The organism is Clostridium kluyveri DSM 555 (assembly GCF_000016505.1).
Taxonomy (GTDB): Bacteria; Bacillota; Clostridia; order Clostridiales; family Clostridiaceae; genus Clostridium_B; species Clostridium_B kluyveri.
Genome location: NC_009706.1, coordinates 1,077,946 through 1,100,839 on the forward strand (window position 1 = coordinate 1,077,946; position 22,894 = coordinate 1,100,839).

Here is a 22,894-nt window from a genome sequence, read left to right on the forward strand (position 1 = left end):
GGAGAGAATTTTATGGCTGAACAAATTATTAAAGCAGAGCATTTAAAAAAATATTATGAAGTAAATGGAACTGGATTCATAAAGAATGATACTGAATACCTGCATGCGGTGGATGATGTATCTTTTGAGATCAATAAAGGTGAAATTTTTGGCATTGTTGGAGAGAGCGGATGTGGCAAATCTACACTTGGACGCTGCATTTTGCGATTGATTGATAGTATCGGAGGTAATATATATTTTAAGGGAAAGGACATAACTCACATAAGTCAGCGTGACTTAAAAAGTCAAAGAAGGTATATGCAGATGGTCTTCCAAAATCCTTATTCATCTTTTAATCCCAAAATGACTATAGGCAAATCTTTACACGAAGTAGGTAAAGTATATAAAATATCAAAAGATGATTCCACAAGAAGAATTAATCAGCTGCTTGAATATATAAGATTATCTGAGGATATGATCAATCATTACCCCAATGAGCTCAGTGGAGGTCAATTACAGAGACTGGCAATAGCGAGAGCACTTTTTTTTCAGCCGGATTTTATTATTGCAGATGAGCCAGTATCTGCGCTGGATGTTTCAGTGCAGGCACAGATTCTCAGTCTTATTTTAGATTTACGTGATAAACTTGGGCTGACCATGATATTTATATCACATGATTTAACAGTAGTAGAATATATTTGTGATGTTATTGCTGTTATGTATTTGGGCACAATTGTTGAAAAATCACCTAAAAAAGATTTATTTAAAAATATCTACCATCCATACACTGAAGCACTTATATCTGATGTACCAAAAAGTGATCCAAAACAGCAAACTTCAAGGATTGTATTAAAAGGAGACCTGCCAAATGCCATTGATATGCCAAAAGGATGCCGCTTTTCCCCTAGATGTCCTAAATTTAAGAAGGGAAAATGTGATGCTGAGGTACCGGCTTTGAGAGAAATATCGGAGGGACATTTTGCTGCCTGTCACTTTGTTTAATTAGAAAATATGATATACTTTAATCATATAAAATTAAGAAATCTATATAATTATTGGAGTTAACAGAGCCATGAATGAAAATTATTTTACTAATGCAGTTGCCATTGCTAAAGATATATGTATAAAGAAGCTGAAAGAAGGAGACATTGCAGTAGATGCCACTATGGGGAATGGAAATGATACTGTATTTTTGGCGGAAATTGTGGGACAATCGGGAAAGGTATATGCTTTTGATATACAACAGGATGCTATTAAAAATACACAAAAAAAGATAGCTTACAAAAATCTTTTTAAATATGTAAAGCTTATAAATGATGGACATGAAAATATGGACAATTATATAAGTGAAAAGGTGAAGCTTGTTATTTTTAACCTTGGGTATTTACCCAAAGGAGAACATTCCATTACAACTAGGGCAGATACTACACTGATAGCACTTAAAAAGGCATTGAATTTAATTGATAAAAATGGAGTAGTAATTTTGGTAGTATATTATGGCCATGAGCAGGGGAAATTTGAAAAAATGTCTTTGGAAAGGTATGTAAAAACATTACACCAAAAGAAATATAATGTGGTTAAAATAAATTTTATCAATCAAATTAATAGCCCACCTATGCTTATTATAATTGAGAAAAGGTAGAGGAATTTCTAGCAGCAAGGAGATGTTTGTAAAAAAATCCTTGCTATTTTAAGTCTTAAATGGTTACGGTGAAAGGAATGAACATTATTGTGAATAAATATGAGAAAAAAATATTTGTGGTAGATGATGAAGTAAAGATTACAGAGGTTATAAAATCCTATCTTGAAAATAGTGGATATGCTGTATATGTGGCATATAATGGTGTGGATGCCATGAATTTATTTAATAAAATAAATCCCGATCTTATAATTTTAGATTTAATGCTTCCTGATATTTGCGGAGAAGATATTTGTGAAATGTTAAGAAAAAGATCAAAGGTTCCTATTATAATGCTTACGGGGAAAACAGATGAAGAAGATATACTTAATGGACTTGATATAGGGGCAGATGATTACATGACAAAACCTTTTAGTCCGAGGCAACTTGTAGCTCGGGTGAAAGCTTTACTTAGAAGAACTGAGGATGAACTTGGAGAAAAGAATTCTTTGTTTTCACTTAATGATAATGATTTAATAATTAATGATTTAAATTATGAAGTTAAAAAAGCAGGTAATATAGTTAACCTCACACCTATTGAATACAATATATTAATAACTATGATTAGATATCCTGGAAAAATTTTTACTAGGGAAGAGTTAATCATTGTTACATTGGGACAGAATTTTAAAGGCTATGATAGAACTATTGATTCTCATATAAAAAATTTAAGATACAAAATAGAAGATAATCCTAAAGAACCAGAGTATATTGTAACTATGAGAGGCATAGGTTATAAATTTGGAAGTGTTTAGGAGGCATTTTATATGAGAGATAGTTTAAGAAGTAGATTGACCCTATCCTACATACTTATTTCTCTTGTATGTATATTGACTATAAGTATTCTCACAAATGTATTTCTTGAAAAACAATTTAGGGAATACACTATTCGTAACCAGGAACGTAAAAATGAAGAAATAGCTGACTTGATAGGCAAGCAATACGGTAATAATGGAGTATGGAATTATACTGCTATTGAGAATATGGGAGTTAATGTTATTGAACAGGGAATGATTATAAGAGTAATAGATAATTATGGCAGGGTAGTATGGGATGCAGCTGTCCATAACAATGGGCTATGTAAGCAGATGCTAGATAACATGGTTAACAAAATGAGCAGACATTATAATAATTGGGATGGAAAATACCGGGTTAAGGAATATTCAATTTATCATAATAAAAATAAAATAGGAAATGTAGTAGTAGGTTATTATGGCCCATTTTACTATAATGATAATGATTTTGCTTTTATTCATGCACTAAATAAGTTCCTTATAGGTACTGGTGTATTTTCTCTATTTTTTGCACTAATATTAGGGGGATTTATGGCTAAATGGTTAAGCAATCCTATTGATGTTGCACATGAATTGAGAACTCCCCTTGCAACCATTCAGAGTTATATAGAAGCAATGATAGATGGCATATGGAAGCCAGATAGGGAAAGATTAATGAGCTGTCATGAAGAAATAATGCGGATAACTAGATTGGTTGGAAGAAGAGAAGATATGGTAAAAATAAGTGTAAAAGATACGGGAATTGGAATTTCTCCAGAGGATTTGCCCTTTGTTTTTGAAAGATTTTATCGTGCTGATAAATCCAGAAATAAATTAACAGGTGGTTCTGGAATAGGATTAACAATAGCTAAAACTATTGTAGATTTACATAAAGGTAGAATAACAGTACAGAATAATTTTGATAAGGGCACAGAATTTATAGTTTTATTACCTAAGGCATCTTCCAATAAATAGATAGTTAGTAAGTATGTTTGTATGTAGTTAAAAAAATATTAACATTTTCTCCATGACATCTCCATAGTATTTTTATAAAATATAGGTTTTATATTGACAAACATATTAAATTGTATTAATATAGTAAAAAAATAATAATGCTAGTATATTATTTGAGCTAACTAGAAAGCTAGAGGCTAACAGTTCCTTTTAATTAAAGGGAGTTGTTAGCCTTTTTTAGTTAGTTTTAGTTGATGATTTTAAGGAGGTAAAGGTATGAATAAGAGAAGAGTATTATCCATAGTACTTACATTTGCACTGGCAATAACAGCTCTAGGTACTAATATGAGTTTATCTACTGTTAGAGCAATCTGGAGAAGTAATGAGAACAAGTGGTTCTGACAGGTACCAGACGGCATCTCAAGTTGCTGTAACAAATTGGACAACCTCAGATAATTTAGTATTAGTGTCAGGTGAAGGCTATGCAGATGCAATAAGTGCTTCTGTACTGGCTAAAAAATTGGATGCACCTATACTTTTAACTACTCCAAAAGTTTTTAATTCATACACAAAAACAGCACTGGATACATTAAAACCAAAGAACGTATATGTCATTGGAGGTAATGCCTCTGTTTCTAAAGAAATTAGAGACTTTTTAAAAAGTTCCTATAATATTATTGAACTTGGCGGTGCTAATAGATATGAGACTAATGTGGCTGTGGCAAAAAAACTTGTGGAATTGGGAGTAGACCCATCTAATGCAATCTTGGCTAGCGGAGAAGGATTTTCAGATGCTTTTACAGTTGCTTCAATTGCAGCTGTAAAAGAACAAATATTATTACTTGGTACTAATGATTTAAGCTCTATAGAATTAGTTAAAGATTTTATAGATGATCATAAGTCAAGTATTATTGTGGTAGGAACTGATTTTGTCATTAATGATAATACTTATAAAGCTGTTAATGGAGTAAAGAGAATAAGTGGAGGTATAGGTTTGATACAAATCTTAAAGTTATAGATGCTTTTAAGGGCGATATAAAAACATCTAAATTTTATGTAGCAAATGCAAGTGGCGATGGTTATGCAGATGCTCTAGTTGCTTCAGTGTTGGCAGGAAAAAATGAGGCACCGCTGGTGTTATTAGATAATGAAGTATCTGAATCTACTGCCGATGCCATTGAGTATATAAAGACAAATTTAACTGATTCATCAAAAGTCGAAGTTTTAGGTGGAGCTGGTGTTATTCCAGAAAACATTGTTACAAAAATAAAGGGGTATATATCATCAGCTGGCAGTGAAACCAATCCGGAGACTTCAACCACTGTACAGACTTTTACAGGATATATTCAAGATCAGGATTGTTTTATTAGCTATGCTCCAAACTACGGTGATGATACAAAAATGTGTTTATCAATGAAATCCTGTGCAGCTAATGGATATGGAATAACAGCTCTTGAAAGTGACGGCAGCTATAAATTCTACTATTTTGATGGGGATTTTGCAGCTTTTGCTGATGGAAAAACCTTTGATGGTACTGGTTCACAGCTATCTGCATGGAATCTAATACAAAATACTATAAAGAAAAATAATATAACTATAACCGTAAAAGGTAAGTTGAATGGAGAAATAAAGACTGCATCAGACGGTAATACTTATCCGGTAATTACAGTAACATCTTTAGCTGAAAATTAATTTCTGATCTAAAATTGGGTATTAAGAAAACATAGGTAAGTATTTTTTAATACCTTTTTAAATAGATAGAATATGAGGGGGGAAAATAATGGAGAATCATCTACTGCTTTTTTTAAAAGATCTTTTTTATTTAAAGTACCTTCCGTCACTTGGAAATAACGCCAGCTTTAGTTTGATTTTTTTATTTGGAATACTAACTTCAATCCATTGTATTGGTATGTGTGGAGGTATTGTTCTTACGCAATGTATAAATAAGAATGAAGCTAAAACAGCTGATAAAAAACTTAGTAAAAGTACATTTTTACCTATTACAATCTATAATATTGGCAGAATAATATCCTACACTATTATTGGAGGTATAGTTGGAGGTATTGGACAGGTACTCACCCTATCAGGTGTTTTTAAAGGGATCATTCCAATTATAGGTGGAGTATTTATGATTATTATGGCTATAAATCTTCTTGGTATTTTTCCTGTATTAAGACACTTAAATATTTCAATGCCTAAATTTGTTGCAAAGAGAATTATGGGGAAAAATAGCAGTACAAGTCCTCTGATTGTAGGATTATTAACGGGTTTAATGCCCTGTGGACCTTTGCAGATGATACAACTTTATGCTCTTAGCACTAGAAGTGCCATCTATGGAGCAGTTTCTGCATTTATATTTACATTAGGTACTATTCCAGGTATATTTGCATTTGGCACATTTAGTGCAATAATCAATAAGAAGTTTTCAAGATATATTTTAAAGTTCAGTGCTGTTTTAGTAATTATTCTTGGTATTGTAATGATTGGGAGAGGTCTTGCACTTACAGGTGTCGTATTTCCATCATTTGTAGATTCTAACAATAAGGCAGGTGACTATGAAGTTTCTGTTATACATGGAAATATACAGATAGTGACTACGAGCATTGGACAGGATTATTTTCCTCCAATTCAAGTTGCAAAAGGAATTAAAGTTAGATGGACTATAAAGGTTGATAAGGCGGTCTATTCTGATTGTAATAATGCAATACAAATACCTGTTTATAATATAGAAAAGAAATTTGTTGTAGGAAATAATATAGTAGAATTTATTCCAGATAAAGAAGGAGAGTTTATTTATACTTGCTGGATGGGAATGATTAAGAGCAAAATCAAAGTGGTATCAAGGGAAGAATTAAGACGAGCATCTAATTCTAATAATTTAACTAGTCCAATAAAACAAGTACCTAATTCAAGTACTCAAACTTCAAAAAATACATCACAAGAGGAGAATTCATCTAAAGTATCAAATGTAAAGGGTAGTACTGCTGGTAATTCAAATAATGAATTATCGGAAAACAATTTAAAAACTAGCCAATCAAAATCAGAAGATTCTAATACTGTGCCGGCACAGGTACAAACACCAGCACCGGCACAAACCACAACAGTTACTTTAACAGGCTTTATTCAAGATGAAGATTGTTTTGTTCAGTACGTAGATTCAGATACTGGTAAAGCAAAACAAGATCCAGGTAATGACACAAAAGATTGTTTATCAATGCAGGCTTGTGCAAACAGTGGATATGGAATGACAGCACTTCGAAGTAATGGAACTTATAAATTCTATTATTTTGACGGAAAATTTGCAACTGGAAAAGGAGAAAGCTTTATACCAGGGACTGGTACCCAGGCGTTAGCATGGGAATTGATTAATAATACAAATAAACAAGATCATATTACTGTTACTGTTACAGGGACTTTAAATGGAGATACAAGAACTAATACAAATATTGATTTTCCTGCCAATGTAGATGAGAAATATTATCCGATTATAACTGTATCACAATTGTACGAGAATTAAAGTACTTGAAAATCAAGTGATTAGTTAATTATTTCTAAATATCTAATTTTTTAGCAGTAAGGAGATTTTTATAAAAATTCCTTACTGCTCTTAAAATATGTCTGCAATAATACATAATATGTATTTAAAGAGTAGTTGCAATTTTATTTAATTCTTCAGAGGATGAGGTTATTTCCTCTATACTGGCTGTAATTTCTTCCGTAGCAGCAGCTTGTTCTTGACTGGCAGATAAAGAAATTTGACTTTTCTTATTTGATTCATCTACTTTTTCTTTTATATTATCTGTCAATTTTGTAATCTTAGGTATGGTATCCTTAGATTGCTCAGATAATCTTCTTATTTCTGCAGCTACAACTCCAAATCCTTTACCAAATTCTCCTGCTCTTGCTGCTTCTATTGAAGCATTTAAACCCAGCATTTTAGTTTCATCTGCAATTGCCTTTATAAATTCGGATACCTTATTAATTTCTTCTGATAAGGCAGTTATCTCATTAATAGTAATACTAAGATTTTGTTGGTTAGAGTGTATTTCAGAAGCGGAGGCTGCTAATTCCTGAATGGTAGATGATATTCCAGTAAGGCTGTTTTCCAGATTGGCAGACATGTTACGCAAGGTTACAGCAATTTCCTTTGGAGTAGTAACACTAAAGGCCCCTACAATTTCATTGGTGTCTTCGTCAAATAAAGGATAGGCTGACAATCTTACCGGAACTCCATACTCTAAGGTACTTATTTCTTGTGATGCAGGCTTCTTAGACTGTATTACTTTACTTTCAATATAATTTTTATCAAGAGCAACCCCTTCTTTTAAAAAAGGTATATCAAATTTTTTGGAAGATTGAGTACCTACAATTTTATTTAAGTCTGCTATTCTAAGTTGAACACCTTCAGAAAACATTTCAGATAACATTGGCGCAAAGTCAGGAAATGCCTTTAGTACAGAGTGTACTTTGGGTATCGCAAAAGAAAAGGCTCCTACAGCATTATCTTCTTCATCAATAATTGGAATTGAAGATATGTGTAATCTAGTGCCATAAACAGAACGGGGTATATTCTGAGATATAATTCTTTTTTCGCGGATAGCAAGCATGCTTGTACTATTTTTATCCAGTTTAAGTCCAATATAAAATACATTAATATCAAGGGAATCAGATTTTTTTACCCAGGTCATTGTATCTCCTTCTATAATTCCATACACAATACCTCCAGGTATTAAATTTGCTTCTATTTCAGCCAAGGCTTTTAAGTCAGATAATGACTTCATAGAAATCATGACAACAACTCCTTTTTAAGTTATATTTTTACTGTAGTCTATATATTTATATAAATATTTAACTCAATAATAATTCGTATTTAAATTTCAAAACTTTAACTATTTATTTTAAATTATTTTTGCCGATATTACATTTTGTTGATTAATTGTATAAAATTAGAATTACAGTTGAATAAAATTAGCTTGTTGAATAATTAAACATATAATAAATGTTTAATTATTCAACAAGCTAATTTTATTTTATAGAAAGGGTTGTTTTTATTATCTGTTAAACTTCACTTTATTAATGTTAAATTCACCACTTATTTCATCCTGTTCATATTCTATATGTGATATTTCCAGGTCATTATTGGATATCTTATAATTTGAGGAAACGCATCCTGAGTTGTTGTATATATTTCTAAATCGCTTTAATTGTTTATTAGATTTTAAATTCATATTATATTCTCCTCCAAGCTTGATTTACAATATTTACATTTGCATATCCGTTTATATTACCCTCTCCCATGTTATGAATTGCTCCGTCAAAAATGTAGCCATAACTCATATCAGCTGTTTCAATAATTCCTGAACATACAGAAAATTTACCTAAGGAATCTGCTGCTTCTTCAGGAGAGAATGGGATATTAAAAGAAAAGTCTTTTTCGTAAGTTTCATAAAGACTCCATAATTTTTTTTCTAATTCATCAGAACAATTTTCTATAGGAAGTTTAATTATGTTCTTAGCTTCCCTCCTTGTTATCATATAGCTGTGTGATTGCAGTTTTTCTGTTAAAATATTTACAACTTCATTTATTTTATATTCATCCTGATAGTTCATATGCATAAGAAGCAGTTCTTTTGCGACAGTTCTTATCAGAGCATGACTTCTGAATATACTTCCAACAGCTAAAGGATGAATATGTTCTGTTAAGTTAGTAAAGACTTTAATTAAAGTTTCATCAGTTTTAAGACCTATTACATCTTTGGCAATAGAAAAGAAAGAATACACATCCTCCACATTAATAGGAAGCTTCATATTATTGGCATCCTCAGGATTAAAAACGCTGGTTATATTAGGATCTACAGGACTTAGTTCTCCCATCTTAGTCATAATTATTTCAGAAGCACCAAGGCATATTAAAGTACCTGCGCTATAAGCTTTATAGGGTACTAATACTGAAAATTTGCTGCAGTATTCGTATATGAGTTCAACTAAACGGAGAGATGTCAGTACATCTCCTCCCTTAGTAAAAATAAATAGATCTATTTTATCTGTTTTTCCCAAATGCTCAAGCAGTTTATGAAAGATTGGAATAATATCTGGGGCCACTCTTATGTTGACATTTTGCCTGTCACCACAGAAGTAGCATATTACTTTGGAATTACGTTCTTCTGATATATCTTTAATTAATTTATATCTATTTTCATTCATTTTAATCACATCCCAAAATTGAAAATTAAAATTTAGTTAAGATTATTGTTTGAATTTGGTCTTATATATATTCAGATTAATGGAGTTTTATTTTTAAATATTTTAAAAAATTTTTCGAATAATTTTTCCTTTAATATACAATAATAAGTACTGTAAAAAATAAAAAATTAGGAGGTACATTATTATGCAAATTAATACTAATACTTCAGAACAGCAGGGAACTAACATACAACAGTTGAGGTTTGTTCCAATATCTTCAAATGTTTCATGCATGGGTACTACTGTTAACTATGGAATTGGTACACATTCAGGAGTGGCGATAAATGCTTTTTCTAATAATTCCCAGCCTATGACTGGCTGGGCTATTAGTCCACAGGTAGGGTATGTCAATGCTTCTCAAATGACTAATACCACACCTTGCATTTCAGCATCTCAATTTGGTCAAATGGGAAGCGGAACTTTTAACGGTATAACTTATAACACTCAAATTCCTATGGGAAGAAACCTTATGATTCAGCCTACTGTAGATATTTCAGAAACATCCAGTGATATTATGGTATCTGCTTATGTATCGAACTCTGCAATAAATGATTTGAAACTTAATGTTACAGATGATTCATTAACAATATCAGGTACTTTATTAAATGGCTCCAATCAATTTGTATTAAATAGAACAATTCCACTTTCAACAAGTGTAAGGGCAGAAGCCGTGGAAGCTACGCTGCAAAGTGGAGTTGTTGAAATAAGATTACCAAAGACAGAAAAATTTAATAGAGCATCCCATACATTGGGGAAAGATACCGGAAATGTAATGATAAGTAAATAATATTGTTACTATAATTAAATCACTTTCACATTGAATAAAAGAGTACCCTTGAACTGCTGACAAAATATGTTTGTCAGCAGTTTTTTACATAGGTAAAGACCACTGGACATAATGTTTAAATAAATATTTTTTACAGATTAGGGGAAATATATTTATTATATAGATTGGGGTGATATAAATGGATAACAAAGAATATAACATAGATCACAACATTGAAAATATAAAGAATTTATTAGGAGAACAAACTGAAATGGTAGTAAGAAACCTACTTATAGGAAAAAATAATTGTATAGAAGCTGCCATTATTTATTTAAACGGTCTTATAAATAAAGACGTTATAGATAGAGATATATTGAATCCATTAATGTTACATGTGAAAGAAGACTTTGCAGGAAAAAAGGACATAGAAGATTATATACAAAAAAGATATATTGCTGCCAGTGATTCTTGTATTGAAAGAGATATAGGTAATGTTATAAACAGTATTAAAAGGGGAAAAACTGTGTTAATAATTGAAAACTGCTGTAATTTTATTATAATAAATACCTCAGGAGGGAATTATAGAGCTATATCTGAACCGGAAAATGACCTTTCCTTAAGAGGACCAAGAGAAGGTTTTGTGGAGAATTTAGAAACTAATATAAGTATATTACGGAGGAGAATAAAAGACAGAAATTTAACTACAGAGAAATTTACATTGGGAAGAAGATCTCAAACAGATTTAGTAATTATGTATATAGATGATGTGGTAGATAAAGAGTTCCTTAAAAGGATGAAAGATAAAATAAATAAAATAAATATAGACTTTATTCCAGCAAATAGTATTATTGAACAGTGTATAGAAGAACATCCCTATAGTGTTTTGCCTCAAACCAGTGGTTCTGAAAGACCTGATGTAATAGAAGCAGGCCTGATGGAAGGGAAAATAGCTTTTTTACTAGAGGGTACACCCTATGTTACAACTTATCCTTCCATATTTATAGAATTTTTTCAGACTGCAGAGGATTATTATGGTAGGACATTACAGGCATGGTTTATAAGATTTGTGAGAATTATAGCTGTATTTATAGTGATATCTGTTCCTGGAATATATATAACATTAATTAAATTTAATCCAGAACTTATTCCTGTTGAATATATTAAGTCTCTTATAGAAGCAAGGCAGGGTATAGTGTTAACTCCTTTTATGTCCCTGCTGGTTATGCAGTTAACTATAGAATTTTTGAGAGAGGGTGGACTTAGGATGCCGGGAAAAATAGGCCAGACAATCAGCGTAGTAGGAGGTATTATAATCGGAGATGCTGCAATTCAGTCAAAAGTTATAAGTTCGCCTACTTTGCTTGTGGCGGGAATTACTACAGTGGCTTCTTTTGTAATATCTAATTATCAAATGTCTATTGGAATAAGAGCTTTAACGTATCCCATGCTTATATTGGCAAATTGGCTTGGAGTACTTGGCATAGTTATAGGATGGTTTTCTATATTGGCCTATCTTTGCTGCTTGGAGAATTTTGGAGTACCATACATGGTATTCCACAAGAGTGACATGAAAGATATATTTATAAGGGCACCTATATGGAAGATGAATAGGAGACCTAAAGCCATTCCAAATAATGATTCCACTAGACAAAGCAACTTTGGGAATGAGAAAAATGTATAAGTCAAAACATGCATTCTTAACCCCCAGTCAATTTACATTTACATTAAAATCAGCTATGGTAGGCATTGAAATTATGTATATACCTAATAGTATTATAAAATTTGCAAGGCAAGACAGCTGGATCAGTTGTATATTAGGAGCAGTATATCCTTTGTATATATTGCTCATAGCAAACTATTTATGTAAAAAATCTTATAATGAGGATATATTGGCGTTAAGCAAAAAATGTTTTGGAAATATTTTAGGCAGTATTTTAAATTTTATTTTTATATCTTACTTTTTATTCATGCTTACGTCAGAGTTTTCAGGATATATTCAGGTGTTTAAAATATATGCTACCGGATTTTTGCAGAACTATCAAATGGTATTTACTTCATTGATTCCTGTAACCTATATTGTTTATAATGGCATAAAACCTTTAGGTAGGTTAAATGAGGTAGGTTTTTACTTAACTATAACTTTACTCGTTATTCCTATAGGGATATTAGCTTATGGAACTTTCTTAAATTTAATGCCCGTATTTGATAATGGTATAGGTAATATATTAAAAGGTTCTATGCAAACATTTTTTCCTTTTTCAGGTATGGAAGTTATACTATTTATCTATCCTTTTTTAAAAGACAACAAGAATTTGTTGAAATGTGGTTTAAAAGCAATTGTTATTGTAACATTTATTTATACATGGACAGTTTCTGCAACTATTTACTATTTAGGTATTGAAATTTCCCCTAAATATATATGGCCCGTTTTGACATTGGCTGATAGTGTACATATTCCTATTGTAAATAGCTTTAGATTTGTATTTATAGCCCTGTGGTCCATAGTACAATTTAAATGTATGGCTACTCATTATTTTTCAATTTCTTATGGTTTAAATCAATCTATAAAAAAGATATCCCCTCAGACATTTACATTGCTATTATATCCTTTAATAATTATTATAACTAGTTTATATGGAAATCCTACAATAAGGAGAAGTTATACAGATAGAATAATCAATGTATATGCAGCATTTAATATTATGTATGTTTCTACAATAGCAATTTTAATTCATTTTAAAAAGGATAAAGGAGTAGAAAAAGCTTAAGTGTAGAATTATAAAAACTCCTTATATACATCATTATTTGTATTCAGGAGTTTTTATATTATTGGATTATTTAATTCCTGCTAAATTTTTATGATCTATGGCTTGTGGTGGTTGTTCAAATAGTTTTTTACTTATCATCATATCTAAAATGTCTTTAGTATATTTTATAAGTTCCTCTGTGAATTTAATGTAAATATTTTGCAAGTCATTTCTCTTGGCATCTGATAGGGCTATTCCTATGCTGCCTATTTTGGTGGAACACATTATCAATATTTTGTTCATTATTAATTTTTCTGAAAAAGGCGAAACTGTAGAATCAGTCACATACATATCAGAAGAAGATGGCACAGGAATATCTTCTTTTTCTAATAAAGAATTTAAGATATCATTTTGTTTAGAAGCTAATTCTCTTCCTCTTAATATATACTCAGAAATTTTTTTATCCTTATAAACTTGAGCAAAGGCCGTAAAAAGAGTTTTTCTTATTATAGTTCCAAGAGCCATAGAAAAAATATGCGTTATTTCACTGGTAAGTAGGGGTCTCTTTTTTCCAAACCAGTTTAACATGAATTGCTCACTTTTCACATATTGAATACTTTTAGGTACTTCCACATGAGGTGTTCTTATAAAAATACCTTTTGATAATTTTAATTCTGTAGATTTATTATAAAGATCAACATAGTCTAAGGTGCATTTTGAAAAATAATCTCTAATGTCATTACGAGCTATTTCATTTAAAGTTGAGGTATAATTCTGCATACCAACTTTTGATACATAACATAAATATTGTAGATAAAAGTTATCTGTGAATAAGCGTGGAGCATTTATAGTAACATCTTTTTCATTAAAACCATCTGGTATAGGTAATTGCTCTCCAGTAAATATGTCCGATAATATTTTGATACGGCCGTTACATAAATCTAAATTTTGCTGTAAAAGTTTTTTTATTTCAACATCTTCAACTGAATTTAAAAAATACTGAAATTTACATGCCAATAAACTTTCAGCTATGTAGGAGTTCCAGATTCCTGTTATTTCCGATGAGACTAAGGGTATTTGTGTAATATTTGACATAAGTATAACCTCCTAAATATAAATATTTTTTGTTAAAGTAAAATTATATTGTTAAATGTTCACATAGCAATTTTAAAAATATTAAATACATCTTCTGCGGTTGCCTGCCTAGGATTTGTAAACATAGCTATATCTTTTACTGCATTATTTGAAAGAAATTCTAAATCTTCTTCTTTTACTCCTATATCTTTTAGATTTATGGGAACATCCAGCTCCTTAGATAAAATTTGAATTTTATTCTTAATCTTGCAGAGAGCTTCATGTTGATTTAATGCATTTTCTCCCATAGCGCTGCACAGCGTAAGAATCCTTTCCTCAGGTATGGAGGAAGAATTAAATTCAATTACATAGGGTAAAAGTACTGTATTACATATTCCATGAATTTGCTGATAAAAACCACCTATTTGATGAGTCATTGCATGAACAAGTCCTAACCCTGCATTGTTAAATGCCAATCCTGCCATTATATTGGCATACATCATCTGTTCTCTGGCCTCTAAATCATTTCCATTATCGTGAGCTCTTTTTATATAGGTGAATACTAGTCTTAAAGCAGCTATGGCTAAAGCATCTGTAGCAGGAAAGGCTTCAGTAGAAATAAAGGATTCTATGGCATGGGTAGCCACATCCATTCCTGAACTAACAGTTACATCAGGAGGCATAGATGACATAAATATTGGATCATTTACAGATATTATAGGTGTCATTTTAGGGTCGCCTATATCTATCTTTAATTTCCTACTTTCATCTGTCAGAATTACAAAGTGTGACACTTCTGATGCAGAACCAGAAGTAGTATTAATAGCTATAAGCGGCAAGCAGGGTTTTGTCATTTTTTTATATCCTTCATAATCTGCTATTGAGCCTCCGTTAGTTGCCACTATTGCGATACCTTTAGCACAATCATGACAAGTACCGCCACCTACAGATATAATAAAATGATAACTTCTTTTTAATGGATTCAACCCTTTTTTGAAATATGTTAAACCGTCTTCTACAAATGAAATTGTAGAATTGGGATGTAGTACACCATCAAATATGTCATAAGAAATAAATAAATGTTTCAATATCTTTTCAACCATTTCCACGTAACCAAGACTTATTATGTTTTTATCTGTAACGATTAGAGCCTTACTTAGTTTATGGGGCATTAAATAGTTTGGTAAATTTTTTAGTGCACCTGTACCGATAAGGTTAATTGATGGACATAAAAAATTATGAGTATTTTCCAAGATTTATCCCTCCCATACTCAAGCATATTAAGTGGATAGACAATTATATTTAAATATCTTAAAATATAAGATGAATTTTATTTCAAGCCTCAAATTATTTGATACCCCAGCTTTCTAAGAAGTGGGGGATAATTTTTTAGGTTCCGATGGTGAAAATGTTTTTTCTGGGGAAACTCTATTTAAGATTCTGGATCACTTGATGAATTCAATATGTGTATAGTATGTACTATAGTTAATATAATTATTCCAAGAGGATTATGTAAATAAATATTTAAGTACAAAGTGTATGTGGTATACTAGGGTAAAAAAGCATTTTAACATTATGGATACTATAAATTTAATAAAAATGAAAGGAAATGAATATGAGTAAGATATTAGTATTGGCTGAAAAACCGTCTGTAGGAAGAGATTTAGCAAAAGTACTTCATTGTAACAAAAAAAACTTAGGCTATATAGAAGGAGATAAATATGTTGTGACCTGGGCATTAGGCCATTTGGTAACTTTAGCAGATCCTGAAGATTATGATGAAAGATATAAAAGCTGGGTATTAGAAGATCTGCCAATGCTTCCTGATAAATTAAAACTTGTAGTTATAAAACAAAGCGGCAAGCAATTTAATATAGTAAAATCTCAGATGAATAGAAAAGATATAGGAGAGATAATAATTGCTACAGATTCAGGAAGAGAAGGAGAATTGGTAGCCAGGTGGATAATAGAGAAAGCTAGAGTTAAAAAAACAGTTAAAAGATTGTGGATATCTTCTCAAACAGATAAGGCCATAAAAGAGGGATTTGCAAATTTAAAAAATTCTTCAAAATATGATAATTTGTATAAAGCCGCCAGATGTAGAGCAGAAGCAGACTGGGTAGTAGGATTGAATATTACACGTGCCCTAACTTGTAAATATAATGCACAGCTCACTGCAGGAAGGGTTCAATCAGCAACGCTTGCTATGATAGTTAATCGTGAGGAGGAAATAAAAAATTTTAAGGCTAAGGATTATTTTGTGATTAATGCAAAGACAAAGGAATTTACATTAATGTGGAGGGATAAAAATAATAATAGTAATATTTATGAAGAAAATAGGGTAAATAAAATTTTAGCCATTACTAAAGGAAAAGCAGCCAATATAATTGATGTTAGAGAGAGTTATAAAAAACAGTACGCGCCTGCACTTTATGATTTGACAGAATTACAAAGGGATGCCAATAGAATTTTTGGATATTCCGCTAAGCATACACTTTCTATAATGCAGAGATTATATGAAAATTATAAAATTTTAACTTATCCTAGGACAGATTCTAGATATATTTCTACGGACATAGTGGACACGTTGAAAGAACGTTTAAAAGCAATTTCTGTAGGCAGTTACAAAATATATGCAAGTGAGTTATTAAAAACCAGGATAAATGCACATAAAGGTTTTGTGGATAACAGTAAGGTAAGTGATCACCATGCTATAATTCCTACGGAAGAGGTATTAACACTGTCACTTTTAAGCAGCGAAGAAAAAAATATTTATGATCTGGTAGTAAAAAGGTTTTTGGCTGTTATGTTACCTCCTTTTGAATATGTGCAAACTAGTATAATTACTGACATTAATGGAGAAAATTTTATAGCAAGGGGTAAAGTTGTAAAATCAAAAGGGTGGAAAAAGGTATATGACATTGGAAATCAGGTAATTGAAGACGATGAAAATGAAAATCAAATATTACCTGAGTTGAAAAAAGGTGATAGTATAGATATAATATCAATTGAATCCAGGAGATTAAAGACTAAGCCTCCGGCAAGATTTAACGAGGGAACTTTATTGTCAGCTATGGAAAAACCACAAAAATATATATCTATAGACAAACTATATGCAAAAACTCTTGGTGAAACCGGAGGGATAGGAACGGTGGCTACAAGGGCTGATATTATAGAGAAACTCTTTAACATGTTTTATGTAGAAAAAAATGGTAAAGATATAATTCCAACTTCAAAGGGAAAACAACTTATAGAATTAGTACCAGAAGATCTTAAATCTCCTCTTTTAACGGCGCAGTGGGAAATGGACTTAGAACTTATTAGTAAGGGAAAAAAGGATCCTGAAGTTTTTATAAGAAAGATGAGGGAATATGCCGGAACATTAGTGGAAGATGTTAAGGAAAGCAGTAATAAATTTAAACATGATAATATTACAGGAAAAAAATGTCCTGTCTGTGGAAAGTATATGCTTGAAGTTAAAGGCAAACAGGGAAGAATGTTAGTATGTCAGGATAGGGAGTGTGGCCATAGAGAAAATTTAGCCAGATTGACCAATGCCAGGTGCCCCGAGTGTCATAAAAAGCTTGAACTTAAGGGAGAGGGAGAAAAACGAATTTATGTATGTTCACACTGCAGCTTTAGGGAAAAATTTTCTTCATTTAATAAAAGATTTAAAGAAAATGAGGGTAAGTTAAATAAAAAAGAAGTGTCAAAATATATGAAAAAAATGAATGGAGAAAATAAGGCCAATATAAATTCATCATTAGCCGAAGCATTAGCTAATATAAAGTTCAAGTAAACATTTAAATTTGAAAAATTATAAGCAAGAGGTGTTACTTATGAAAAATTTTGTTTTTAAAAATGCTACAGAAATAATTTTCGGTAAGAACTCTGAAAGATTTATAGGTAGTAAGGTAAAAAAATATGCGGATAAAATACTATTCTGTTACGGAGGAGGAAGTATAAAAAAATCTGGACTTTATGACAGGGTAGTTGACTCATTAAAAGAAAATGAAGTAGAGTTTATAGAACTTTCAGGCATTAAACCTAACCCAAGATTAGAGCCAGTTAGAGAAGGAATAAAATTGTGCAGGGAAAATAATATAAAATTTGTGTTATCTGTAGGGGGAGGAAGTGCAGCAGATACGGCGAAAGCCATTGCAGTAGGAGTACCTTATGAGGGAGACGTATGGGATTTTTTTATAGGAAAAGCAAAGGTTAAAGAAGCTCTTCCTATAGGAGTAATAATAACACTTCCTGCCACAGGGACAGAATCCAGTAATAATTCTGTTATTATGAATGAAGAAGGATGGCTTAAAAAGGGTATTGCTACAGGATATATTAGACCGACTTTCTCAATTATGAATCCAGAACTTACCTTTACATTACCTGCCTACCAAACTGCTTGTGGTGCTGCTGATATTATGGCACATATAATGGAGAGATATTTTACTAATATAAAAAATGTAGATCTTACAGATAGACTTTGTGAAGCTGCAATGAAAACTATTATAAACAATGTTGAAATAGTACTTAAAGACCCTGAAAATTATGATGCCAGAGCAGAAATCATGTGGACTGGTACCATAGCTCATAATGACCTATTAAGTACCGGTAGAATAGGTGACTGGGCTTCTCACCAAATTGAACATGAATTAAGTGGACAGAATGATATTGCCCATGGAGCAGGTCTTGCTATTATATTTCCAGCATGGATGAAATATGTGTATACACATGATATTAATAGATTTGTTCAGTTTGCTGTGAGAGTATGGAATGTAGAGTTAGCTTACACCTCTTATGAAGATATAGCATTGGAAGGTATAAAGAAAACAAAAGAGTTCTTCCAGAAAATTGGATTACCTGTAACATTAAAAGAAGGAAATATAGATGAGAGTAAAATTGAAGAAATGGCAGATAAGTGTACAAATAATGGAACACAAAGAGTTGGACAGTTTGTAAAGTTAAATAAAGAGGATGTTATAAATATACTAAATTTAGCCAAATAGCATATAGTAAAAATATAAAAGCACAAAAACTAAATATAAATTTCTTAGTTTTTGTGCTTCATAGTGATTATACTTTACTATAACTACTTACTTTAAATTTATAAGGTGACAAATGTTCATTTTTAAAAAATACTTTGCTAAAATAAGCAGCATCTACATAGCCTACTTCTAAAGCTATTTGTGTTATGGATTTATCTGTATTTATCAATAACTTTTTTGCTTTTTCAAGTCTCAATTTTGTAATATATTGGGTGAATGTAATACCCATTTTTTGCTTGAAATATCTGCTTAAATATTGAGGGTTCAAATGAACATAATTAGCTACTGAATTAAGATTTATCTTGCGGTTAAAATTATTGTCTATATATTTTAAAATAATTTTTATAGTATCTTCATATATATTTTTGGCATTTATATCAGTCATTTTTAAGTTATCATGTTTTTCTGTAGTCTCGATAGATTGTATAACTTTGTTTAGAGCAATTTTTAAGTCATTGGTTCTTACAGGTTTTATCATATAGTTAACCACACCGTATTTTATAGCTTCCTGGGCATAATCAAATTTTTCATAAGCTGTTAAAATAATGGTTTTTACGTTGGGTAGAAATTGTATTATTTCCTTTTGAGCTTCCAAACCATTTTTCTCTGGCATCTTTATATCCATGAGAATTATATCTGGCTTGTAGATTTTAGCATTGAGTACCACCTCATGTCCATTTTTGCAATCTTTCTTTATATCAATATTATAAAAATCTCTCTGTAAGATTATTCTTAAAGCTTTTCTCTCTAAAGGTTCATCATCTGCTATAAGAAGTTTATACATAGTTAATTTTCCTCCTTAACTACTTAAAGTATGGTACGAATATTTGGAATTTACTATATTCTACAATTATCTAAGGTGCCATAATTCTAGGAAGATGTATGTCCACTTTTGTGCCCCAGTTAGGTTTACTTTTTATTTTTAGACCATAGTTATTTCCAAAATAATTACACAGTCTATCATTAGTATTCCTTATACCTATTCCAAATTGTTCTGGTATATTATCTGAATTATTAAGTAAATTCAGTATGCTGGAATTAATTCCCCTGCCATTATCAAATACTTCAATTATAATATCTTTTGAAGGTGTTAAACTGCCTTTAATAGAAACTTCACCCCCCTCTGACTTCTCTTCTAAACCGTGTATCAATGCATTCTCCACTATAGGTTGAATAGTCATAGAGGGAATTCTACATTCAAGAATTTTTTCATCTACTTCAATATGGTATTTAATTCTATCACTGTATCTTAAAGCCTGAATATATAAATATCTTTCTATATACTCCATTTCGGTTTTTAATTTAGGAAATTCTTCGGAATTTCGCAGACTATATCTTAAAATATCAGAAAGAGTATATATCAAATCTTCTGTTTTAGGAGCATTTTCTATTAAAGCTATTCTAGCTATGGTATTTAAAGTATTAAATAAAAAGTGAGGGTTAGTTTGGGCTTGTATAGTTTGTAATTTCATCTTTTTAGCTTGCTGCTCCAATTTTATTTTTTCTTCACTTTCTTTTAACAGCTTTTTCTGAGTTATTTTATGCATTCCAATTTCTGCTATATAATTTGCGAGAAAATTATAAAACTCCACACAGTTATGAAGGTAATCGCTTTCAACTAGCTGAATAGAGTTAGTTACTTCTTCTAGTCTTTTTATAGGTATTTTATAATCTTTAGATAGTTTTTTTAAATTAATGGAATCTTTTGTCTGTTGATCCTTTATTAACACTTGTCCACCTAAAACTGCACCTAAATAATAATCATCTACAATAATAGGGGTTGCTGAATCCATAAGACCAGTATGACATGTATATACTTTAGGATTCTTATCTTTCATAGCTAAGAACCCAGCTTGAGAATGACACAATTTACAATTTTTATTTCCTTCTGGAAAAGAACCCATAAGGGAACAAAAAGGAGTAAAATTGGTTTCTTTACAGACAGGAATACCATTAGTATCTACTATAATTGTAGGAAATTTAACTAACTTTGTCAATCTATTCTGTATTTCCTGTATATTTTCTACATCAATGATATCTTTTAAATCAATGCTTTGTAATGAACTCATCTTATGCTTTTTCCCTCCTACATTTTTAGTGTTGTATATATTCCAAAATTTTGGTATAATTAATTTGTCATAAAATAATTATTTGGTTTGATATTTACTTTTTTATATCAAAAAAATACAATAATTATATATATATATAATACAAAAGTCAGTCGAATTTGTCAAAAATTTTTTATGGATTTAGTAATAAAATTTAGACAAAATAAAAAATAAAACTAAATAATAAAAAAATAAAAATTATGGAGGTACTATTTTATGGGACAGGAAGCATTAGGAATGATCGAAACAAAAGGACTAGTGGGAGCTATTGAAGCTGCTGACTCAATGGTAAAGGCAGCAAATGTTGCACTTATCGGATATGAGAAAATAGGTTCAGGACTTGTAACCGTTATGGTAAGAGGAGACGTAGGAGCAGTAAAGGCAGCAACAGATGCAGGAGCTGCTTCAGCTAAGAGAGTAGGAGAAGTTATATCAGTACACGTTATTCCAAGACCTCATACGGATGTAGAAAAAATATTGCCTAACATTGGCTAATTAAAGCTTTAATGAGGGGAGTTATGTATGAATAATGAGTTAATCGAAAAGGTTTTAGGTGAAGTTAGAAAGAGTTTAGATTTGAAAAATTTTGACCAGGAAAAGTTAAATAAAGTTGTAGAATCAACTACTGAAAAGTTGTCGGATTCAAAAAAAGAAGAAGCTATAAAAGAAGCCAAACCAGATGTAAAAGTGGCAGAAGAAAGTAAACAAGCAGTAGTAGAACAAAAAGCAAATGATGTAAAGACAGCTCCAACAATGACTGAATTTGTAGGAACAGCAGGAGGGGATACAGTAGGCCTGGTTATAGCTAATGTAGACAGCCTGTTGCATAAGCATTTAGGCTTAGATAATACATGCCGTTCAATAGGCATAATAAGTGCCAGAGTAGGGGCACCTGCTCAAATGATGGCTGCAGATGAGGCAGTTAAAGGTACAAATACAGAAGTGGCAACTATTGAACTACCAAGAGATACAAAAGGCGGAGCAGGACATGGTATATTTATTGTTTTGAAAGCGGCAGATGTATCTGATGCTAGAAGGGCAGTGGAAATTGCACTTAAACAAACAGATAAATATTTAGGAAATGTTTATCTTTGTGATGCTGGCCATCTGGAAGTTCAATATACTGCAAGGGCAAGTTTAATATTTGAAAAGGCTTTTGGAGCTCCATCAGGGCAGGCCTTTGGTATCATGCATGCAGCTCCAGCAGGGGTTGGAATGATAGTAGCAGATACAGCATTAAAAACAGCAGATGTAAAACTAATTACTTATGGCAGTCCTACTAATGGCGTACTGTCATATACAAATGAAATTCTTATCACTATAAGTGGGGATTCAGGTGCTGTTTTGCAATCTTTAACTGCTGCTAGAAAAGCTGGATTGTCCATTTTAAGATCAATGGGACAAGATCCTGTTTCTATGTCTAAACCTACTTTTTAAAAAGACATAAAATTATAGATGAAATATCTTTAGCATAGTGAATTACCAATGCATGTAAAAGATGTTTTGTGTATTCTTTTTGAAGAG

Annotated in this window: 22 protein-coding genes; 15 read left to right on the forward strand and 7 right to left on the reverse strand. The window is 31.2% G+C overall.

Annotated features, from left to right (window positions below; translation table 11 throughout):
* Positions 1–12: 12 nt before the first annotated feature.
* The 8 genes from CKL_RS05185 to CKL_RS05215 all read left to right on the forward strand — a co-directional run bounded on the left by CKL_RS05185 (position 13) and on the right by CKL_RS05215 (position 6,901).
* Positions 13–981: an ABC transporter ATP-binding protein gene (locus CKL_RS05185; RefSeq protein WP_012101430.1), complete on the forward strand. Its 969-nt coding sequence runs from the start codon at positions 13–15 to the stop codon at positions 979–981.
* Between the two features lie 70 nt (positions 982–1,051).
* Positions 1,052–1,621, forward strand: coding sequence for a tRNA 5-(aminomethyl)-2-thiouridylate-methyltransferase MnmM (gene mnmM / locus CKL_RS05190; RefSeq protein WP_012101431.1), 570 nt, complete (start codon positions 1,052–1,054; stop codon positions 1,619–1,621).
* Positions 1,622–1,698: 77 nt separating this feature from the next.
* Entirely contained in the window at positions 1,699–2,412 is a 714-nt protein-coding gene (locus CKL_RS05195; protein ID WP_012101432.1) for a response regulator transcription factor, read from the forward strand.
* 12 nt (positions 2,413–2,424) lie between these two features.
* Positions 2,425–3,405 carry a sensor histidine kinase gene (locus CKL_RS05200; protein WP_012101433.1) on the forward strand — a complete coding sequence of 327 codons (981 nt, stop codon included), beginning with the start codon at positions 2,425–2,427 and terminating at the stop codon, positions 3,403–3,405.
* 255 nt (positions 3,406–3,660) lie between these two features.
* Positions 3,661–3,786, forward strand: a complete 126-nt coding sequence (locus CKL_RS21495; RefSeq protein ID WP_278184185.1) for a hypothetical protein — start codon at positions 3,661–3,663, stop codon at positions 3,784–3,786.
* Positions 3,767–4,402 (forward strand): cell wall-binding repeat-containing protein, encoded by a 636-nt coding sequence (locus CKL_RS05205; protein WP_012101434.1) that lies wholly within the window; start codon positions 3,767–3,769, stop codon positions 4,400–4,402. The genes CKL_RS21495 and CKL_RS05205 overlap by 20 nt, the downstream gene beginning before the upstream one ends.
* A gap of 17 nt (positions 4,403–4,419) precedes the next feature.
* On the forward strand, positions 4,420–5,076 hold the full coding sequence (locus CKL_RS05210) for a cell wall-binding repeat-containing protein (RefSeq protein WP_242649474.1): 657 nt from the start codon (positions 4,420–4,422) through the stop codon (positions 5,074–5,076).
* Between the two features lie 88 nt (positions 5,077–5,164).
* Positions 5,165–6,901 carry a sulfite exporter TauE/SafE family protein gene (locus CKL_RS05215; RefSeq protein WP_012101436.1) on the forward strand — a complete coding sequence of 579 codons (1,737 nt, stop codon included), beginning with the start codon at positions 5,165–5,167 and terminating at the stop codon, positions 6,899–6,901.
* A 124-nt stretch (positions 6,902–7,025) separates the two neighbouring features.
* Here CKL_RS05215 and CKL_RS05220 read toward each other — a convergent pair whose 3' ends face one another.
* The 3 genes from CKL_RS05220 to CKL_RS05225 all read right to left on the reverse strand — a co-directional run bounded on the left by CKL_RS05220 (position 7,026) and on the right by CKL_RS05225 (position 9,588).
* Positions 7,026–8,174, reverse strand: a complete 1,149-nt coding sequence (locus CKL_RS05220; protein ID WP_012101437.1) for a methyl-accepting chemotaxis protein — start codon at positions 8,172–8,174, stop codon at positions 7,026–7,028.
* A 261-nt stretch (positions 8,175–8,435) separates the two neighbouring features.
* Positions 8,436–8,612, reverse strand: coding sequence for a hypothetical protein (locus CKL_RS20615; RefSeq protein ID WP_012101438.1), 177 nt, complete (start codon positions 8,610–8,612; stop codon positions 8,436–8,438).
* 1 nt (position 8,613) lies between these two features.
* Entirely contained in the window at positions 8,614–9,588 is a 975-nt protein-coding gene (locus CKL_RS05225) for an SDH family Clp fold serine proteinase (protein ID WP_012101439.1), read from the reverse strand.
* 184 nt (positions 9,589–9,772) lie between these two features.
* Here CKL_RS05225 and CKL_RS05230 point away from each other — a divergent pair, with 184 nt between their 5' ends.
* The 3 genes from CKL_RS05230 to CKL_RS05240 all read left to right on the forward strand — a co-directional run bounded on the left by CKL_RS05230 (position 9,773) and on the right by CKL_RS05240 (position 13,161).
* On the forward strand, positions 9,773–10,414 hold the full coding sequence (locus CKL_RS05230; protein ID WP_012101440.1) for an Hsp20/alpha crystallin family protein: 642 nt from the start codon (positions 9,773–9,775) through the stop codon (positions 10,412–10,414).
* Between the two features lie 178 nt (positions 10,415–10,592).
* Positions 10,593–12,074, forward strand: a complete 1,482-nt coding sequence (locus CKL_RS05235) for a spore germination protein (RefSeq protein WP_012101441.1) — start codon at positions 10,593–10,595, stop codon at positions 12,072–12,074.
* The gene (locus CKL_RS05240) at positions 12,028–13,161 is read left to right on the forward strand and encodes a GerAB/ArcD/ProY family transporter (protein WP_242652532.1); all 1,134 of its coding nucleotides are present in this window, start codon (positions 12,028–12,030) and stop codon (positions 13,159–13,161) included. Before CKL_RS05235 ends, CKL_RS05240 begins: the two co-directional genes overlap by 47 nt.
* A 66-nt stretch (positions 13,162–13,227) precedes the next feature.
* Here CKL_RS05240 and CKL_RS05245 read toward each other — a convergent pair whose 3' ends face one another.
* Complete coding sequence (locus CKL_RS05245) at positions 13,228–14,235, reverse strand: DUF3231 family protein (RefSeq protein ID WP_012101443.1); 1,008 nt, start codon at positions 14,233–14,235, stop codon at positions 13,228–13,230.
* 59 nt (positions 14,236–14,294) lie between these two features.
* Positions 14,295–15,467, reverse strand: a complete 1,173-nt coding sequence (locus CKL_RS05250) for an iron-containing alcohol dehydrogenase (RefSeq protein WP_012101444.1) — start codon at positions 15,465–15,467, stop codon at positions 14,295–14,297.
* Between the two features lie 362 nt (positions 15,468–15,829).
* On the opposite strand from CKL_RS05250, the gene CKL_RS05255 reads away from it, so the two are divergent.
* Together CKL_RS05255 and CKL_RS05260 are read left to right on the forward strand one after the other, a co-directional pair.
* Entirely contained in the window at positions 15,830–18,013 is a 2,184-nt protein-coding gene (locus CKL_RS05255; RefSeq protein WP_012101445.1) for a DNA topoisomerase III, read from the forward strand.
* Between the two features lie 40 nt (positions 18,014–18,053).
* Positions 18,054–19,223: an iron-containing alcohol dehydrogenase gene (locus CKL_RS05260; RefSeq protein ID WP_012101446.1), complete on the forward strand. Its 1,170-nt coding sequence runs from the start codon at positions 18,054–18,056 to the stop codon at positions 19,221–19,223.
* A gap of 67 nt (positions 19,224–19,290) precedes the next feature.
* On the opposite strand, the gene CKL_RS05265 is transcribed toward CKL_RS05260, so the two are convergent.
* Positions 19,291–20,046: a response regulator transcription factor gene (locus tag CKL_RS05265; protein ID WP_012101447.1), complete on the reverse strand. Its 756-nt coding sequence runs from the start codon at positions 20,044–20,046 to the stop codon at positions 19,291–19,293.
* A 70-nt stretch (positions 20,047–20,116) separates the two neighbouring features.
* Positions 20,117–21,331 (reverse strand): sensor histidine kinase, encoded by a 1,215-nt coding sequence (locus tag CKL_RS05270; protein WP_012101448.1) that lies wholly within the window; start codon positions 21,329–21,331, stop codon positions 20,117–20,119.
* A gap of 255 nt (positions 21,332–21,586) precedes the next feature.
* Here CKL_RS05270 and pduA point away from each other — a divergent pair, with 255 nt between their 5' ends.
* Together pduA and pduB are read left to right on the forward strand one after the other, a co-directional pair.
* Positions 21,587–21,865 carry a propanediol utilization microcompartment protein PduA gene (gene pduA, locus CKL_RS05275; RefSeq protein WP_012101449.1) on the forward strand — a complete coding sequence of 93 codons (279 nt, stop codon included), beginning with the start codon at positions 21,587–21,589 and terminating at the stop codon, positions 21,863–21,865.
* 27 nt (positions 21,866–21,892) lie between these two features.
* On the forward strand, positions 21,893–22,807 hold the full coding sequence (pduB, locus tag CKL_RS05280; protein ID WP_012101450.1) for a propanediol utilization microcompartment protein PduB: 915 nt from the start codon (positions 21,893–21,895) through the stop codon (positions 22,805–22,807).
* Positions 22,808–22,894: the final 87 nt, after the last annotated feature.